The sequence below is a fragment of the Pseudomonas marginalis genome, from assembly GCF_001645105.1.
Taxonomy (GTDB): domain Bacteria; phylum Pseudomonadota; class Gammaproteobacteria; order Pseudomonadales; family Pseudomonadaceae; genus Aquipseudomonas; species Aquipseudomonas petroselini.
Genome location: NZ_LKEG01000052.1, coordinates 330781 through 345443, shown reverse-complemented (window position 1 = coordinate 345443; position 14663 = coordinate 330781). Strand labels below are relative to the sequence as shown.

At 59.9% G+C, this 14663-nt stretch carries 15 protein-coding genes and 1 pseudogene; 5 read left to right on the top strand and 11 right to left on the bottom strand.

The window, feature by feature from the left end; all coding sequences use genetic code 11:
• Positions 1-5: 5 nt before the first annotated feature.
• On the top strand, positions 6-656 hold the full coding sequence (locus AO064_RS23750) for a DUF1120 domain-containing protein (protein ID WP_046034362.1): 651 nt from the start codon (positions 6-8) through the stop codon (positions 654-656).
• Between the two features lie 22 nt (positions 657-678).
• Here AO064_RS23750 and AO064_RS23745 read toward each other — a convergent pair whose 3' ends face one another.
• Both AO064_RS23745 and AO064_RS23740 read right to left on the bottom strand, forming a co-directional pair.
• Positions 679-1944 carry a CynX/NimT family MFS transporter gene (locus tag AO064_RS23745; protein WP_064054815.1) on the bottom strand — a complete coding sequence of 422 codons (1266 nt, stop codon included), beginning with the start codon at positions 1942-1944 and terminating at the stop codon, positions 679-681.
• Positions 1934-2593 carry a FadR/GntR family transcriptional regulator gene (locus AO064_RS23740; protein ID WP_012722349.1) on the bottom strand — a complete coding sequence of 220 codons (660 nt, stop codon included), beginning with the start codon at positions 2591-2593 and terminating at the stop codon, positions 1934-1936. The genes AO064_RS23745 and AO064_RS23740 overlap by 11 nt, the downstream gene beginning before the upstream one ends.
• A 158-nt stretch (positions 2594-2751) precedes the next feature.
• Between AO064_RS23740 and AO064_RS31395 the strand changes: the two are divergent.
• Positions 2752-2941 (top strand): annotated as a pseudogene (locus AO064_RS31395) (hypothetical protein).
• Positions 2938-3429 (top strand): type II toxin-antitoxin system MqsA family antitoxin, encoded by a 492-nt coding sequence (locus AO064_RS23735; RefSeq protein WP_064054814.1) that lies wholly within the window; start codon positions 2938-2940, stop codon positions 3427-3429. The pseudogene AO064_RS31395 and the gene AO064_RS23735 overlap by 4 nt, the downstream one beginning before the upstream one ends.
• Positions 3430-3658: 229 nt before the next feature.
• Here the strand turns inward: AO064_RS23735 and AO064_RS23730 are convergent, their stop codons facing one another.
• The 4 genes from AO064_RS23730 to AO064_RS23715 all read right to left on the bottom strand — a co-directional run bounded on the left by AO064_RS23730 (position 3659) and on the right by AO064_RS23715 (position 7828).
• Positions 3659-4423 (bottom strand): amino acid ABC transporter ATP-binding protein, encoded by a 765-nt coding sequence (locus AO064_RS23730; RefSeq protein ID WP_003171943.1) that lies wholly within the window; start codon positions 4421-4423, stop codon positions 3659-3661.
• Between the two features lie 11 nt (positions 4424-4434).
• Entirely contained in the window at positions 4435-5532 is a 1098-nt protein-coding gene (locus AO064_RS23725) for an amino acid ABC transporter permease (RefSeq protein ID WP_012722346.1), read from the bottom strand.
• Between the two features lie 10 nt (positions 5533-5542).
• Positions 5543-6724, bottom strand: coding sequence for an amino acid ABC transporter permease (locus AO064_RS23720; RefSeq protein ID WP_064054813.1), 1182 nt, complete (start codon positions 6722-6724; stop codon positions 5543-5545).
• Positions 6725-6796: 72 nt separating this feature from the next.
• The gene (locus AO064_RS23715; protein ID WP_010212954.1) at positions 6797-7828 is read right to left on the bottom strand and encodes an amino acid ABC transporter substrate-binding protein; all 1032 of its coding nucleotides are present in this window, start codon (positions 7826-7828) and stop codon (positions 6797-6799) included.
• A gap of 345 nt (positions 7829-8173) precedes the next feature.
• Between AO064_RS23715 and AO064_RS23710 the strand changes: the two genes are divergently transcribed.
• Complete coding sequence (locus AO064_RS23710; RefSeq protein WP_064054812.1) at positions 8174-8830, top strand: alpha/beta hydrolase; 657 nt, start codon at positions 8174-8176, stop codon at positions 8828-8830.
• Positions 8831-8926: 96 nt separating this feature from the next.
• Positions 8927-10396, top strand: coding sequence for an ATP-dependent RNA helicase RhlB (gene rhlB / locus AO064_RS23705; protein ID WP_064054811.1), 1470 nt, complete (start codon positions 8927-8929; stop codon positions 10394-10396).
• 147 nt (positions 10397-10543) lie between these two features.
• Here the strand turns inward: rhlB and moaE are convergent, their stop codons facing one another.
• The 5 genes from moaE to AO064_RS23680 all read right to left on the bottom strand — a co-directional run bounded on the left by moaE (position 10544) and on the right by AO064_RS23680 (position 14655).
• The gene (gene moaE / locus AO064_RS23700) at positions 10544-10993 is read right to left on the bottom strand and encodes a molybdopterin synthase catalytic subunit MoaE (RefSeq protein ID WP_064054810.1); all 450 of its coding nucleotides are present in this window, start codon (positions 10991-10993) and stop codon (positions 10544-10546) included.
• Between the two features lie 2 nt (positions 10994-10995).
• The gene (moaD, locus tag AO064_RS23695; RefSeq protein WP_012722341.1) at positions 10996-11238 is read right to left on the bottom strand and encodes a molybdopterin converting factor subunit 1; all 243 of its coding nucleotides are present in this window, start codon (positions 11236-11238) and stop codon (positions 10996-10998) included.
• Positions 11235-11708: a cyclic pyranopterin monophosphate synthase MoaC gene (gene moaC, locus AO064_RS23690; RefSeq protein ID WP_012722340.1), complete on the bottom strand. Its 474-nt coding sequence runs from the start codon at positions 11706-11708 to the stop codon at positions 11235-11237. The genes moaD and moaC overlap by 4 nt, the downstream gene beginning before the upstream one ends.
• Before the next feature lie 88 nt (positions 11709-11796).
• Positions 11797-13191 carry a PhoH family protein gene (locus tag AO064_RS23685; RefSeq protein WP_012722339.1) on the bottom strand — a complete coding sequence of 465 codons (1395 nt, stop codon included), beginning with the start codon at positions 13189-13191 and terminating at the stop codon, positions 11797-11799.
• Between the two features lie 339 nt (positions 13192-13530).
• Positions 13531-14655: a polysaccharide deacetylase family protein gene (locus tag AO064_RS23680; protein ID WP_064054809.1), complete on the bottom strand. Its 1125-nt coding sequence runs from the start codon at positions 14653-14655 to the stop codon at positions 13531-13533.
• Positions 14656-14663: the final 8 nt, after the last annotated feature.

Here is a 14663-nt window from a genome sequence, read left to right as displayed (position 1 = left end):
TCATAGTGAACGCGATTCTGATCCCCCTGAGCGCCCTGGCCGTGCTCTGCACCAGCCTCACCGCACAGGCCGCCTCCATCATCGACCTGAGCGTGAGTGGCTTGATCACGCCCACGGCCTGCACGCCGGTGTTTGTCGGCGGTGGGCTGGTGGACTTCGGCAAGATCTCACGTAATGACCTCAACCTGACGAAAGGCACACGCCTGCCGCTGCGGTACCTGAGCCTGACCGTCGGTTGCAACAACGCGACACGCTATGCGTTGCGCATGCGTGACAACCGCGACGGCACTGCCCACGTAAACAGCGAGATTTTCTATGGGCTGGGGCTGGATAGAAGCGGCAACAAGCTTGGGGTGTATTCATTGAGCTTCGACCCCAAACAGACCGCCGCCGATGGTTTGCCGGTGATCTACGGGACCGAGTCCACCACCGGCGGCGTGGCCTGGCGCACCTCCAACAGCAATCCCATCGATATCGGTTCCAAGAGCTACCTGGGATTTACCGACCTGGAGGGCAGCACGGCCGGGCCTTCATCGATGCAGAATCTGAGCACCACGGTCAAACTGGAAGCCACCCTCAACGCCCGGCAAAATCTTGACCTCAGCGAGGAGACACCCCTGGATGGTTCGGCGACGCTGGAAGTGGTGTACCTGTGATGCACCTCTTCCACGCCAGGCTTCAAACGCTTTCGCTGCTGACGGCGACGTACCGCGCTCGCCCCGCTCCCAGCCCCGCAATAATCGCCCCCAGGCCGAGCACCGCAAAGATCCAGCCCACTGCGCTCCAGCCACCGGTCCAGTCGTGGACCAGCCCGACTGCAAACGGTCCAAGGGACGCCAGGGTGTAGCCAAAGCCCTGGGCCATGCTCGACAGGTTGGCGGCCACATGGGCGTCGCGTGAGCGCAGCACGATCAAGGTCAGCGCCAGGCTGAAGGTGCCGCCCTGGCCCAGGCCGAGCAAAATCGCCCAGCCCCACAAGCCGTCGAGGGGTGCGTACAGGCACCCGAACAGCCCGCCGAGGGTCAGCAGCATGACCACCACAATTGCCAGGCGCTGGTCCTTGCCTCGGGTGGCCAGCCACGGTGCGGCCAGGGAGCTGAACAATTGCACGATGATGGAGCCCGATAGCGCCAACCCGGCTTCAGTGGCATTCAAGCCGCGGCCGATCAGGATCGACGGCAACCAGCCAAACACGATGTAGGACAAGGATGATTGCAGGCCCATGTACAAGGTCACCTGCCAGGCCAGCGGGTCACGCAGCAATCCCTTCACGCGGTAAGCGACGTGATGGGCACCGTGCTTTTGCCCGACTTGCGGCAACCAGAACAGCATCGCCACCAGGGCCGGCAGCGCCCAAAAGCCAAGGCCGATGTTCCAGCTGTCGCCGAAGGCCTTGCTCAGCGGCACCGTGGCACCGGCGGCCAACGCAGCGCCCAGGCACAACGCCATGGTGTAGACGCCCATCATGGCGCCCGCCTTCTTGGGGAAATCGCGCTTGACGATACCCGGCAGCAACACGCCGATGACGCCGATGCTTGCACCGGCGAGCAGGCTGCCGGCAAACAGCCCGACTTCACCGACCGAACTGCGCAGGATGATTCCGGCAGCCAACGTCAACAAGATCCCCAGCACCACGCGCTCAGCGCCAAAGCGCCGGGCCAGGACCGGCGCCAGCGGCGCGAACAGGCCCAGGCACAGCACCGGCAAGGTCGTCAGCAAGCCGGCTTTGGCCGCTGACAACCCCAGGCTCTGTGAGACGTCAGCCAACAGCGGCGCCAGGCTCGACAGCGCCGGGCGCAGGTTCAGCGCCACCAGGATCAGGCCGAGCAACAACAACCATGGGCGGCGCACCAACGGCTGGCTGTGCTGGACAACCTCATCGTCCGCTTCGGCATCGATCAAGAGTTCGTCGAGTTCAGGTGTGCGCTTGGCTTCAAGGTTCATTGATCAACTGCCGGCAGAGGGATTTGGCGCGTTCCGGGTCTTGGTTTTCCACGGCGTCGAGCAAGGCAATGTGCAGGTCGAATACGGCCTGGCGACGCGGTGAAATGTTCAGGGTCTGGCGCAACTGGGCAGCGACGATGCGGGAGAAATACTGGTACAGCTCGCTCAACGCGGGGTTGTGCGCCGCGTCTACCAGGTGTTTGTGAAACACCAGGTCAGCACTGATGTAGGCCTCCAGATCACCGTGATAAAGCTCGCCGCTGGTCTCGAGCGCCTCGCGCAACGCGTTGAGGTCATCCTCGGTACGGCGCAACGCCGCAAGCCCGACGGCCTCTACTTCGAGAATCTGCCGCGTCTCCTGCGCTTGCTCCAGGGTGCAGTGGGATAACGCGCGCATGGCGCCCAGCGGGTCGGTCATGGAACGCAAATAACTGCCGTCGCCCTGGCGGATCTCGATCAAGCCGGAAAACGCCAACACGCGCATGGCCTCGCGCACGGTGTTGCGGCTGATACCCAACTCAGCGGACAGCTCCGGCTCGGTGGGCAGGCGTTCACCGATGGCCCATCGGCCTTCAGTGATGCGCAGGCGTAACTGCTCAAGGGCCTGGTCGACCAGGGAGCGTTTGATCAGCGGGGCGATGTCTGTCATGGGTTAAGCGCTTTCGTCCAATCATAGGATGAATTTTCCTACAGCCTATTCGGAGTTGCCTACAAAGGCAACGCACTAGGGTTTTTAGGTGGGTAAAGGAGCAGTATTTTCGATTGGTAAAATTACCCTTTGAGGGTAATTATGGACTCAGGTGTCTTATGGAAAAGTACACACCTCATTACGATTTGGCGGTGATAAAGGCGGATGTGAGGCGGCTTGGCAGGAAAGCGTTTACCCGCTCGGCAGAAGCATCACACACACTCGAGAGGCAGGGAGATTTACATCAAGGTCACTTACTCCCCTGTGGGTGACCCCCCGGTGATCTCCTTTAAGGAGAAGAACCTATGAAGACGAAAGACTGCTACATCTGCGGCGCCCCCAATGGGTTGTCGTACTACGAGGGGCGCAGCGAGACCATCAGGATCAAAAACATGGAGCGCCGGGTCGACAATCTTTCAGGCTGGGAATGCACAGTCTGCGGCGACGGCTTCTGGGACCCGGACAACGACAGCGCAGACCGATTCGGTGAGGCAAAAGATGCACTGACACTCGCCGCCCGAAAAATGATCGGCACCGAAATGAAACGTACCCGTCGCAAACTGCACCTTACCCAAAAGGAAGCCGTGGAATTACTGTCCGGTGGCGGCCACAACGCATTCTCTCGCTACGAACGTGGCGAGTTGCTTGCCCCTAAACCGTTGGTGCTGCTGATGCGGCTTTTGGATCGTCACCCACATTTGCTTGCGGATGCGAAAATCCTGGCAGAAGGCGCTGATTTGCGTGGTGCCTTCACCTACACCGTGAACGACGAAGCAGAAGCACTCAAGGTGTCCTAGCCCCAAAAAATAAACCCGGCAACAGGCCTAATTCCAGTCAGTTAAGAAGCAGCAAGAGCGAAAAGTAACCCGTGGCGAGGGAGCTTGCTCCCGCTGGGTCGCGAAGCGGCCCCAAAAATGGGACTGCTGCGCAGTCCAGCGGGAGCAAGCTCCCTCACCACAGGTACGGTGCTCACCCTTAACTGACTGGCATTAGGCACTAGGCCGGGTTTATCGTTTCAAGCATCGATCAATGCAAAATCTGGCTCAAGAACAACTTGGTCCGGTCATTCTGCGGGTTGTCGAAGAAGTCATTCGGCGCCGCCTGTTCCACGATCTCGCCCTTGTCCATGAAGATCACGCGGTTGGCCACGGTGCGGGCAAAGCCCATTTCGTGGGTCACGCACAACATGGTCATACCGTCTTCGGCCAGGCCGATCATGGTGTCCAATACCTCTTTGACCATTTCCGGGTCGAGTGCCGAGGTCGGCTCGTCGAACAGCATGATTTTCGGCTTCATGCACAAGGCGCGGGCAATCGCCACACGCTGCTGCTGGCCACCGGACAGTTGCCCCGGAAACTTGTGGGCCTGCTCCGGGATGCGCACGCGCTCCAGGTAATGCATGGCAATTTCTTCGGCCTTGCGCTTGGGCATCTTGCGCACCCACATCGGCGCCAGCGTGCAGTTCTGCAGGATGGTCAGGTGTGGGAACAGGTTGAAGTGCTGGAACACCATGCCGACTTCACGGCGGATCGCTTCGATCTGCTTGAGGTCGTTGGTCAGTTCCACGCCATCGACCACGATGCGGCCCTGCTGGTGCTCTTCCAGACGGTTGAGGCAGCGGATGGTGGTGGATTTGCCCGAACCCGACGGGCCACACAGCACAATACGCTCGCCCTGCTTGACGTTGAGGTTGATGTCTTTCAACACGTGGAACTGGCCGTACCACTTGTTGACGCCCTGCATCTGGATAATGCCTTCAGGGCTCACAGGCTGTTTGATCGCTTCGCTCATAACAACAACTCCTAACGCTTGTGGCCTGTGTCGAGCTTGTGTTCCAAATGAATGGAATAGCGCGACATACCAAAACAGAAAATCCAGAACACCAAGGCGGCGAACACGTAGCCTTCAGTGGCCATGCCCAACCATTTCGGGTCGGCGGCGGCTTGCTTGACGCTGTTGAGCAGGTCGAACAGGCCGATGATGATCACCAGGCTCGTGTCCTTGAACAGCGCGATAAACGTGTTGACAATGCCGGGAATGACCATCTTCAGGGCCTGCGGCAGAATCACCAGGCCCATGCTGCGCCAGTAACCCAAGCCCATTGCTGCGGCCGCTTCGTACTGCCCTTTGGGAATCGCCTGCAAGCCCCCGCGTACCACCTCGGCCACGTAGGCCGACTGGAACAGGATCACGCCAATCAGTGCGCGCAGCAGCTTGTCGATGCCCATGCCTTCCGGCAGGAACAGCGGCAGCATCACCGACGACATGAACAACACGGTGATCAACGGCACGCCGCGCCAGAATTCGATGAAGGTCACGCAGACCACACGAATCGCCGGCATGTTCGAGCGCCGCCCCAACGCCAGCATGATGCCCAGTGGCAAGGCGCCGGCGATGCCGACGGTGGCGATCACCAGGGTCAGCATCAGGCCGCCCCATTGGCTGGTCGCCACGTTGGCCAGGCCGAAGATCCCACCGTGCAGCAGGAAGAAGGCGATGATCGGGTACAGCACCAAAAAGCTCAGCCCGTAGATCGCCTTGCGTTGAAAGCGCGAGACGAACAACGGCGCCACGCCGACGATGGCCAGCCACACGGTCAGGTCTACGCGCCAGCGCAGGTCGCCGGGGTAGTAGCCGTACATGAACTGCCCGAAGCGCTGTTGGATAAACACCCAGCAGGCGCCCTCCTTCGTGCAATCGGCGCGTGTGGTGCCGACCCAGTTGGCGTCGATGATCGCCCAGCTCAGGATCGGCGGCACCACCAGGTAGATCAGGTAGAACGCCAGTAATGTCAGCAGCGTGTTGAGCCAGCTGGAGAACAGGTTGGCGCGCATCCATGCCATCGGCCCGAACACTTTGTTCGGCGGCGGCATATCAGGTTTGAAAGTATGCGTACTCATGGGCGTTTCCTCACCGCTCGATCAGCGCAATGCGCTTGTTGTACCAGTTCATCAGCAGGGAAATGCTGATGCTGATCGCCAGGTACACGCTCATGGTGATGGCAATGACTTCGATGGCCTGTCCGGTCTGGTTGAGTACCGTGCCGGCAAACAGCGAAACCATCTCCGGGTAACCGATACCGGCCGCCAGCGAGGAGTTCTTCGCCAGGTTCAGGTATTGGCTGGTCAGCGGCGGAATGATCACCCGCAGGGCCTGCGGGATGATGACCTTGCGCAGCATCGGCCCAGGGCGCAGGCCCAGGGAGCGCGCGGCTTCGGTCTGGCCGTGGCTGACGGACTTGATGCCCGACCGCACGATCTCGGCAATAAATGCTGCCGTGTAGACGGTCAGCGCCAGGGTCAGTGCCAGCAGTTCCGGGATGAGTACCCAGCCGCCGACAAAGTTGAAACCTTGCAGCTTGGGCATTTCCCAGTGCAGCGGTGCACCGAAGATCAAGGCGCACAGCGCCGGGATCAGGATGAACAGCGCCAGGCCCGCCCAGAATTTGTGGAAGGGTACGCCGGTTGCTTCGAAGCGTTTGTTGGCCCAACGCGCCATCAGCACGATTGCCACGATGGCGACGGCGATGCTGGCCACAAACGGCCAGAAACCGTCAGCGGCAAGCGCTGCCGGCATGTTCAGGCCACGGCTGCTGACAAAGAAGGTATCGCCGAAGTTGTGGCTGTTACGCGGCCCCGGCATGGTCAGGAACACCGCGAAGTACCAGAACAGGATTTGCAGCAGCGGCGGAATGTTGCGGAAGACCTCCACATACACCGTCGCCAGTTTGTTGATCATCCAGTTCGGCGACAGCCGCGCCACGCCGATCACGAACCCGAGCAGTGTCGCCAGGATCACGCCGATAAAGGTCACCAGCAAGGTGTTGAGCAAACCGATCACAAACACCCGGGCATAACTGTCCGATTCGGTGTAGTCGATCAGGTGCTGCGCGATACCGAAGCCGGCACTGCGCTCAAGGAAGTCGAAACCCGAGGTAATGCCTCGGTGTTGCAGGTTGGTCTGGGTGTTATTGAAGAGGTACCAGCCCAGCGAGACCACCGCCACAATCGTGATGATCTGGAAGAGCCACGCACGCACTTTGGGATCGCTGAAGCTGAGCTTCTGCTTTGGTGCGCCGATTTGATTTTGCATGAAGTGCCCCGGAAATAATGGAACAGAACATCACCCGGCGGTTGGCCCACCGGGTGACAGAACCATCAGCGATCAGCGCACAGGTGGTGCGTATTGAATGCCGCCGTTGTTCCACAGCGCGTTCAGGCCACGGTCGATTTCCAGCGGGGTGCTCTTGCCCAGGTTGCGCTCGAACACTTCACCGTAGTTACCGACTTGCTTGACGATCTGTACGACCCAATCTTTCTTCACTTTCAGGTCTTTGCCGTATTCACCGTCAGCACCGAGCAGACGTGCAACGTCCGGGTTCTTGGTGGATTTGGCTTCAGCCTCAACGTTTTTCGAGGTGATACCGGCCTCTTCAGCGTTGAGCATGGCGTAGCCAACCCAGCGCACGATGGCCAGCCACTCGTCGTCGCCGTTACGCACGACCGGGCCCAGAGGTTCCTTGGAAATGGTTTCCGGCAGAACCACGTAGTCTTTCGGCGCGGCCAGCTTGCTGCGCTGGGCGAACAATTGGGACTTGTCGGAAGTCAGTACGTCGCAACGACCGGATTCCAGCGACTTGGCGCTTTCATCGGAGGTGTCGAAGGTGATCGGGGTGTACTTCAGGTTGTTGCCACGGAAGTAGTCGGAAACGTTCAGCTCAGTGGTGGTACCGGCCTGGATGCAGATGGTTGCACCGTCCAGTTCCTTGGCACTTTTCACGCCCAGCTTGTTGTTTACCAGAAAGCCAATGCCGTCGTAGTAAGTGATGAAGCCTGGGAATTTCAGGCCCATGCCGGCATCGCGGGAGCTGGTCATGGTGGTGTTACGGGACAGAATGTCGACTTCGCCGGATTGAAGCGCGGTGAAACGCTCCTTGGCGTTCAACTGGCTGAATTTGACCTTGGTCGCGTCGCCGAAAACGGCAGCCGCCACAGCGCGGCAAACATCAGCGTCGATCCCCAGGATCTTGCCGCTGGCATCCGGTACCGAGAAACCCGGCAGACCGTCACTCACGCCACATTGCACAAAGCCTTTCTTCTGCACGGCGTCCAGCGTGGCGCCAGCTTGGGCGAAACCACTGACACCCAGTACAGCCGCCGCGGAAACGATGGCCAGGGTGGATTTCAATACCTTCATTCAAACCTCCAGTTGCTCTTGTTGTGTCGGAGCTCGAACCTCAGCGCACCCTTATGAGGCGATATCGACCCGTGTTGGCTTTTTTTGGGGTCAAGCGGCATGAGGTTGTTGCGATCAATCCAGTTGCTATCCCACAAGCGGCAGTCACTGATAGTGTTACCGTCCTGAGATAGCGCTGACATCGTTCAACACATAGCAAGGCCCGTACCAGAGTGCCGGCTGAGTCGATTCAGCCCACGGTCAATAGAAAAAGATTCAACCGTGCGACATCTTCTTAACAGATCAACCCATCGCGCACCGTTCCGACGCACCCAATCGGAGCGCACGCACATTAATGGAGCAGACATGACCGACCCCTTGATTCTTCAGCCCGCCAAGCCCGCAGACGCCTGCGTAATCTGGTTGCATGGCCTGGGTGCCGATCGCTACGACTTCCTGCCGGTGGCCGAAGCGTTGCAGGAAAGCTTGCTGACCACCCGCTTCGTTTTGCCCCAGGCACCGACCCGCCCGGTGACAATCAATGGCGGCTACGAGATGCCCAGTTGGTACGACATCAAGGCCATGAGCCCGGCGCGGTCGATCAGCCTGGAAGAGCTGGAAGTGTCGGCCAAAATGGTCACGGATTTGATCGAGGCACAGAAGAGAACCGGAATAGACGCTTCGCGGATTTTTCTCGCAGGTTTTTCCCAAGGCGGTGCGGTGGTATTCCACACGGCGTTTCTTAATTGGGAAGGCCCCTTGGGTGGTGTCATTGCCCTCTCCACCTACGCCCCCACCTTCGATAATGAGCTGGAATTATCTGCCAGCCAGCAGCGCATTCCAACGCTGTGTCTGCACGGCCAGTACGATGAAGTGGTACAGAACGCCATGGGTCGCACGGCGTATGAGCACCTGAAGAGCCGTGGTGTCACCGTGACATGGCAGGAATACCCAATGGGCCACGAAGTGTTACCCCAGGAGATACACGATATCGGCGCCTGGCTGACCGCGCGCCTGGGCTGAAACCCGGCGTTTATGTAGCCGTATGACAGACGCACTACGCCGCGCCCGATTCTTGCATTACACTGGCCGGCGTACATTCCTTAACCAATTAATGAGATCACCGTGCTCAAAGCACTTAAGAAGATGTTCGGCAAAAGCGAGGCTGAGCCGCTCGCGCCTGATTCCAGTGCTCCAACCCCCACGCCCGGCAGCCGCAATGACGGTCAGCAGCCAGGTCGGACCGCACCTGTCACCCCGCCGAAGAAGCCGACCGTGAAGCCGCCTGAACAGGCAGAGCCGGTTGAGGCCGCTCCCGCGCCAGTCGCGCCCAAGCCGCGCCGTGAACGTGCACCAAAACCGCCCGTGATCCCATGGAAACTCGAAGACTTCGTCGTCGAGCCCCTGGAAGGCAAGACCCGCTTCCACGATTTCAAACTGGCCCCGGAACTGATGCACGCCATCCAGGACCTGGGCTTCCCGTACTGCACGCCGATCCAGGCGCAGGTGCTCGGCTTTACCCTCGCCGGCAAAGACGCCATCGGTCGCGCCCAGACCGGTACCGGCAAGACCGCCGCCTTCCTGATCTCGATCATCACCCAGCTGCTGCAGACGCCACCGCCGAAAGAACGCTACATGGGTGAGCCGCGCGCACTGATCATCGCCCCGACCCGCGAGCTGGTGGTGCAGATCGCCAAAGACGCCGCCGACCTCACCAAGTACACCGGCCTCAACGTCATGACGTTCGTCGGCGGCATGGACTTCGACAAGCAGCTCAAGCACCTTGAAGCCCGTCACTGCGACATTCTGGTGGCCACGCCGGGCCGCCTGCTGGACTTCAACCAGCGCGGCGACGTGCACCTGGACATGGTCGAAGTGATGGTGCTGGACGAAGCCGACCGCATGCTCGACATGGGCTTTATCCCGCAAGTGCGCCAGATCATTCGCCAGACCCCACCGAAGGCCGAGCGCCAGACCCTGCTGTTCTCCGCGACCTTCACCGAAGACGTGATGAACCTCGCCAAGCAGTGGACCACCGACCCGTCCATCGTCGAGATCGAAGCGCTCAACGTCGCCAGCGAGAACGTCGAGCAACATATCTACGCCGTGGCCGGTGCCGACAAGTACAAGCTGCTCTACAACCTGGTCAACGACAACGGTTGGGAGCGCGTGATGGTGTTCGCCAACCGCAAGGACGAAGTGCGTCGCATCGAAGAACGCCTGGTGCGTGATGGTGTGAACGCCGCGCAACTGTCCGGCGATGTGCCGCAACACAAGCGCATCAAGACCCTGGAAGGTTTCCGCGAAGGCAAGATTCGTGTGCTGGTGGCCACCGACGTAGCGGGTCGCGGCATTCACATCGACGGCATCAGCCACGTGATCAACTTCACCCTCCCGGAAGTGCCGGACGACTACGTGCACCGCATTGGCCGTACAGGGCGGGCCGGGGCGGCGGGTGTGTCGATCAGCTTTGCTGGGGAGGATGACTCGTATCAGTTACCGTCAATCGAGACGCTGCTGGGTCGCAAGATCAGCTGTGAGACGCCGCCGACGCACCTGTTGCGCGCCGTGGAACGCAAGCGTCAGTAAGCTGAAATGCGATAAAAAATGTGGGAGGGGGCTTGCTCCCGATAGCGGTGTATCAGTCAACAGAGGTGTTGAATGTGCCACAGTTATCGGGGGCAAGCCCCCTCCCACATTTGATTTCAGCTGATGTTGAGATAGGTGTTCGGCTGGTTATTTCCAGCGATCCGCCGCTGCGTGATCGCTGTTGCGCCCCTCTACCCAGCGGGCGCCCTCAGGTGTGTTTTCCTTCTTCCAGAACGGCGCCCGGGTCTTCAGGTAGTCCATCACAAACGCACAGGCATCAAACGCGGCTTGGCGATGGGCACTGGCGGCGGCAACGAACACAATCGGCTCACCCGGCTCCAGCGCGCCGATGCGATGCAACACTTCCAACTTGAGCAGCGGCCAACGCTGCTCGGCCTCCACGGCGATCTTGGCCAACGCCTTTTCGGTCATGCCGGGGTAGTGCTCCAGGAACATCCCCGACACGTCGCGGCCGTCATTGAAGTCGCGCACATAGCCGACAAAGCTCACCACCGCGCCCACGCCGACATTGGCCGCGTGCATGGCATTCACCTCGACGCCCGGATCAAACGCCTGGGCTTGCACACGAATAGCCATGGTCAGCCTCCAGTCACGGGAGGGAAGAACGCCACTTCGTCACCCGCCTGCACCGGCTCATCGAGGCCGCACAACTCTTCGTTGCGCGCACACATCAGGCTGGTCTCGTTGAGCACTGCAAACTCCGGGTCACTGGCCAGCGCGAGGCGCACAGCATCGACGGTGGCGAACTCGCCCTCCATCTCCAGCGAATCAAGGCCCACAGCCTCTGCGTAACGCGCAAAAAACAATACGTTGATGCTCATGCCTGGTCCGCCTTGAAGTGCCCGCTTTTACCGCCGAGTTTTTCTAGCAGGCGAATACTTTCGATGGTCATGCCACGGTCTACAGCCTTGCACATGTCGTAGATGGTCAGCGCGGCGACGCTGGCAGCGGTCAACGCCTCCATTTCCACGCCGGTCTGGCCGGAGAGCTTGCAGCGCGCCACGATATGCACCGAGTCTGCGCCGTCGGCGCTCAGTTCGACCTTGACGCCGGTCAACATCAGCGGGTGGCAGAGGGGAATCAAGTCACTGGTTTTTTTCGCGGCCTGGATCCCGGCAATGCGGGCCACGGCAAACACGTCGCCCTTGGGGTGGGCGCCGTCGACAATCATTTTCAGGGTCTCGGGCAACATGCGCACGCGCGCTTCGGCCACCGCCTCACGGAACGTCACGGACTTGTCGGTGACGTCGACCATATGGGCGCGACCTTGGGAATCGAGATGAGTCAGCACAGGGATACTCCTGATCAGGAGCACCGATTGTAAACCTATCGCCGATCAAAATGTGGGAGGGGCAAGTGCCCTCCCACACTGACCGTATCTACAAGTGAGATTCGGCGTATTCGGCCAGAATCGAACGAGGCACCCCTTGCAGCGCGATGTGCACGCCGTTGGGGAAGTCTTTGAAGCGTTCCGTCAGGTAAGTCAGCCCGGAGCTGGTCGCGGACAGGTAAGGGGTGTCGATCTGTGCCAGGTTGCCCAGGCACACCACTTTGGAACCGGCGCCGGCACGGGTGATGATGGTTTTCATCTGGTGCGGCGTGAGGTTCTGGCATTCATCGATCAAAATCAGGCTTTGCTGGAAGCTGCGACCTCGGATGTAGTTGAGGGATTTGAACTGCAACGGCACTTTGCTGAGGATGTAGTCGACACTGCCATGGGTGTTTTCGTCATCCATGTGCAAGGCTTCGAGGTTGTCGGTGATCGCCCCCAGCCACGGCTCCATTTTTTCCGCTTCGGTGCCAGGCAGGAAACCGATTTCCTGGTCCAGGCCCTGCACGCTGCGGGTGGCGATGATGCGGCGATAGCGCTTGGTCACCATGGTCTGCTCGATAGCGGCAGCCAGGGCGAGGATGGTTTTCCCGGAGCCTGCGGCGCCGGTCAGGTTGACCAGGTGGATGTCCGGGTCGAGCAGCGCATACAGCGCCAGGCTCTGGTAGATATCACGCGGTTTCAGGCCCCAGGCTTCCTGGTGCAACAGGGGTTCCTGATGCAGGTCGAGGATCAACAGCTTGTCGACCTGGATCTCTTTGATCCAACCCACGAAGCCTTGTTCGTCGATGATGAATTCATTGATATGCACGGCCGGCAGGTTGTCGATCAGTTGCACCTGGTGCCAGGTGCGGCCATGGTCCTGACGGGTTTCGACCTTGCTGACAAGGTCCCAGAACGAGCCGGTCACGGTGTGATAGCCGCGGGACAGCATCGACACATCGTCGACCAGTTGGTCGGTACTGTAGTCCTCGGCAGCGATCCCACACGCTCGTGCCTTGAGGCGCATATTGATGTCTTTGGTCACCAGCACCAGGCGCAGGTCCTTGTCGCGTGCGTGCAGGTCGATCAATTGGTTAATGATTTTGTTGTCGTTCAGGTTTTCCGGCAGCAGGCTGTTGGGCTCGCTGCGCTTGCTCATCAGGATCGACAGCAAGCCTTTGGGCCCGCTTTTACCGCGCTGGATCGGGACGCCGACCTCGACGTCTTCCGGCGAGGCTTCGCCCAATGTCTTGTCGATCAGGCGGATGGCCTGGCGGCACTCGGCAGCCACGCTGTGGTGCCCGCTTTTGAGTTTGTCGAGCTCCTCAAGCACGATCATCGGAATGGCGACGTGGTGTTCTTCGAAGTTAAGCAGTGCGTTTGGATCGTGGATCAATACGTTGGTATCAAGCACATAAAGGATTGGCTGGTCGGAAGAAGGGTTACGTCCATGATCATCCATACTCGGTCACCTTTGTGGGAGCCAGTCGACGCAATACCTGGGCGGTGCTGCGCCTCGATTCGACCACCGACTGCACCTGAGTGACGTCAAGCGCAGTGCCCACATGAGGAGTCTTGGAAGACGCCACCTGTGCTGCAGGTTTCGGCGATCTGACTTCGTAATACCGCAAAACCCATGACAGAAAAAAGCACTTTGACGTTTTTTTGAAGTTTATTTTTCAGGATGACGAATAGCACTAGCCGAGCACCATGGTCCCCGTTAAAGTCGGAAGTCCGCCTGCATCGAAATGTCGCACAAAATCACCCCACAAATGCCTCATCCCCAACAGGACCGGGCATTTCAGCGAAAAGCCTCCCGGCAGTCCTGCCACCCCAAACCACTCTGCGCCGTTGCCTGCAACAAGATCGGCAAAGCCACCCGCGCCTTGTCCTGGGTGTCGTGAAACACGATGACCCCTTTGCGCCACAACAACATCAGCGTCAGCACCCGCTGCGCCGACTCATCGGCCTTGAGCTTGCCTGGTTCGTCCTGGGAATCGATGTCCCACAACGCCACCTGCAAGCCCTGGGCTTGAAAGAAGCCCTGGCTGTCCGCGCGACGCTGGCCATAGGGCGGCCGGAACAGCGGCACGTAGTTTTCCGGCATCAGGTTTTGGGCCAGCGATGCGCTGCGGGTGATGGAACTCTGCCAGTCCACCCAATGACTGTGCGAACGGTACTGCCACCCCTGGGTGCCAACGCACTGACCTTGATAGAGCGCCTCTACATCGGCGACCGAACTACGTTCCACACGGGTTTGCAGGCTGCTGCCAAGGGCGAAGAAGGTCGCATTCATCTTCTGTTTGCGCAGGTAATCGGTGAGCCAGTCGGTATTGCCACTGACCGGGGCCGGGCCGCCGTCGAACGTCAACAGGAACAGGCGGTCGTTGAATTCGTTGCCATTGCGCTCATGGTCGCCGAACAGTGCGACCTCGCTGCTGATTTGTGGGAACAGCGCAGCCTTGCGCAACAACTCGTCCAGGTAGCGCTCATGGAACACATGGCTGGGGTTGGCCCAGCCTATATAGAAGGAGTCTTCGCTTACCTCAAACTTGCCGGCCTGCTCGAGCAGATCATCCATGTTATCTACCAGATAGCAGAACGAGGCGTCGACTTCGCAACTCTGCTGGGCGAACGTGTAGTTCTCCAGCAGGCGCTGCCAGAGTTGGCGGCGCAGGTCGTCGATGGCGGCCATGTTGATGATCTTCAGGCCCAGGCGCTGATTGAGCGCGGCTTCATCCTGGCGCTCGCTGGCCAGTAGGCTGTGAGCGAACATCAGGATTTCGGCGCGTGAAGCCACATCGAACAGCGCCGGGCTGCTGAGCTTCTCGGGCCAGGTGCCACGGTCCAGGCTGGCTACATCCACCGGTGCCGCCTGGGCATTCAGGCAAAGCAGGCAAGCCGACAATAAAAGCGCTATTCGCACACGGGGTC

Bases quoted from the DNA above. Each gene is read 5' to 3' on its own strand.
- AO064_RS23745 (WP_064054815.1), bottom strand. From the start codon at position 1,944: ATGAACCTTGAAGCCAAGCGCACACCTGAACTCGACGAACTCTTGATC.
- AO064_RS23740 (WP_012722349.1), bottom strand. From the start codon at position 2,593: ATGACAGACATCGCCCCGCTGATCAAACGCTCCCTGGTCGACCAGGCC.
- AO064_RS23735 (WP_064054814.1), top strand. From the start codon at position 2,938: ATGAAGACGAAAGACTGCTACATCTGCGGCGCCCCCAATGGGTTGTCG.
- AO064_RS23730 (WP_003171943.1), bottom strand. From the start codon at position 4,423: ATGAGCGAAGCGATCAAACAGCCTGTGAGCCCTGAAGGCATTATCCAG.
- AO064_RS23725 (WP_012722346.1), bottom strand. From the start codon at position 5,532: ATGAGTACGCATACTTTCAAACCTGATATGCCGCCGCCGAACAAAGTG.
- AO064_RS23720 (WP_064054813.1), bottom strand. From the start codon at position 6,724: ATGCAAAATCAAATCGGCGCACCAAAGCAGAAGCTCAGCTTCAGCGAT.
- AO064_RS23715 (WP_010212954.1), bottom strand. From the start codon at position 7,828: ATGAAGGTATTGAAATCCACCCTGGCCATCGTTTCCGCGGCGGCTGTA.
- AO064_RS23710 (WP_064054812.1), top strand. From the start codon at position 8,174: ATGACCGACCCCTTGATTCTTCAGCCCGCCAAGCCCGCAGACGCCTGC.
- moaE (WP_064054810.1), bottom strand. From the start codon at position 10,993: ATGGCTATTCGTGTGCAAGCCCAGGCGTTTGATCCGGGCGTCGAGGTG.
- moaD (WP_012722341.1), bottom strand. From the start codon at position 11,238: ATGAGCATCAACGTATTGTTTTTTGCGCGTTACGCAGAGGCTGTGGGC.
- AO064_RS23685 (WP_012722339.1), bottom strand. From the start codon at position 13,191: ATGGATGATCATGGACGTAACCCTTCTTCCGACCAGCCAATCCTTTAT.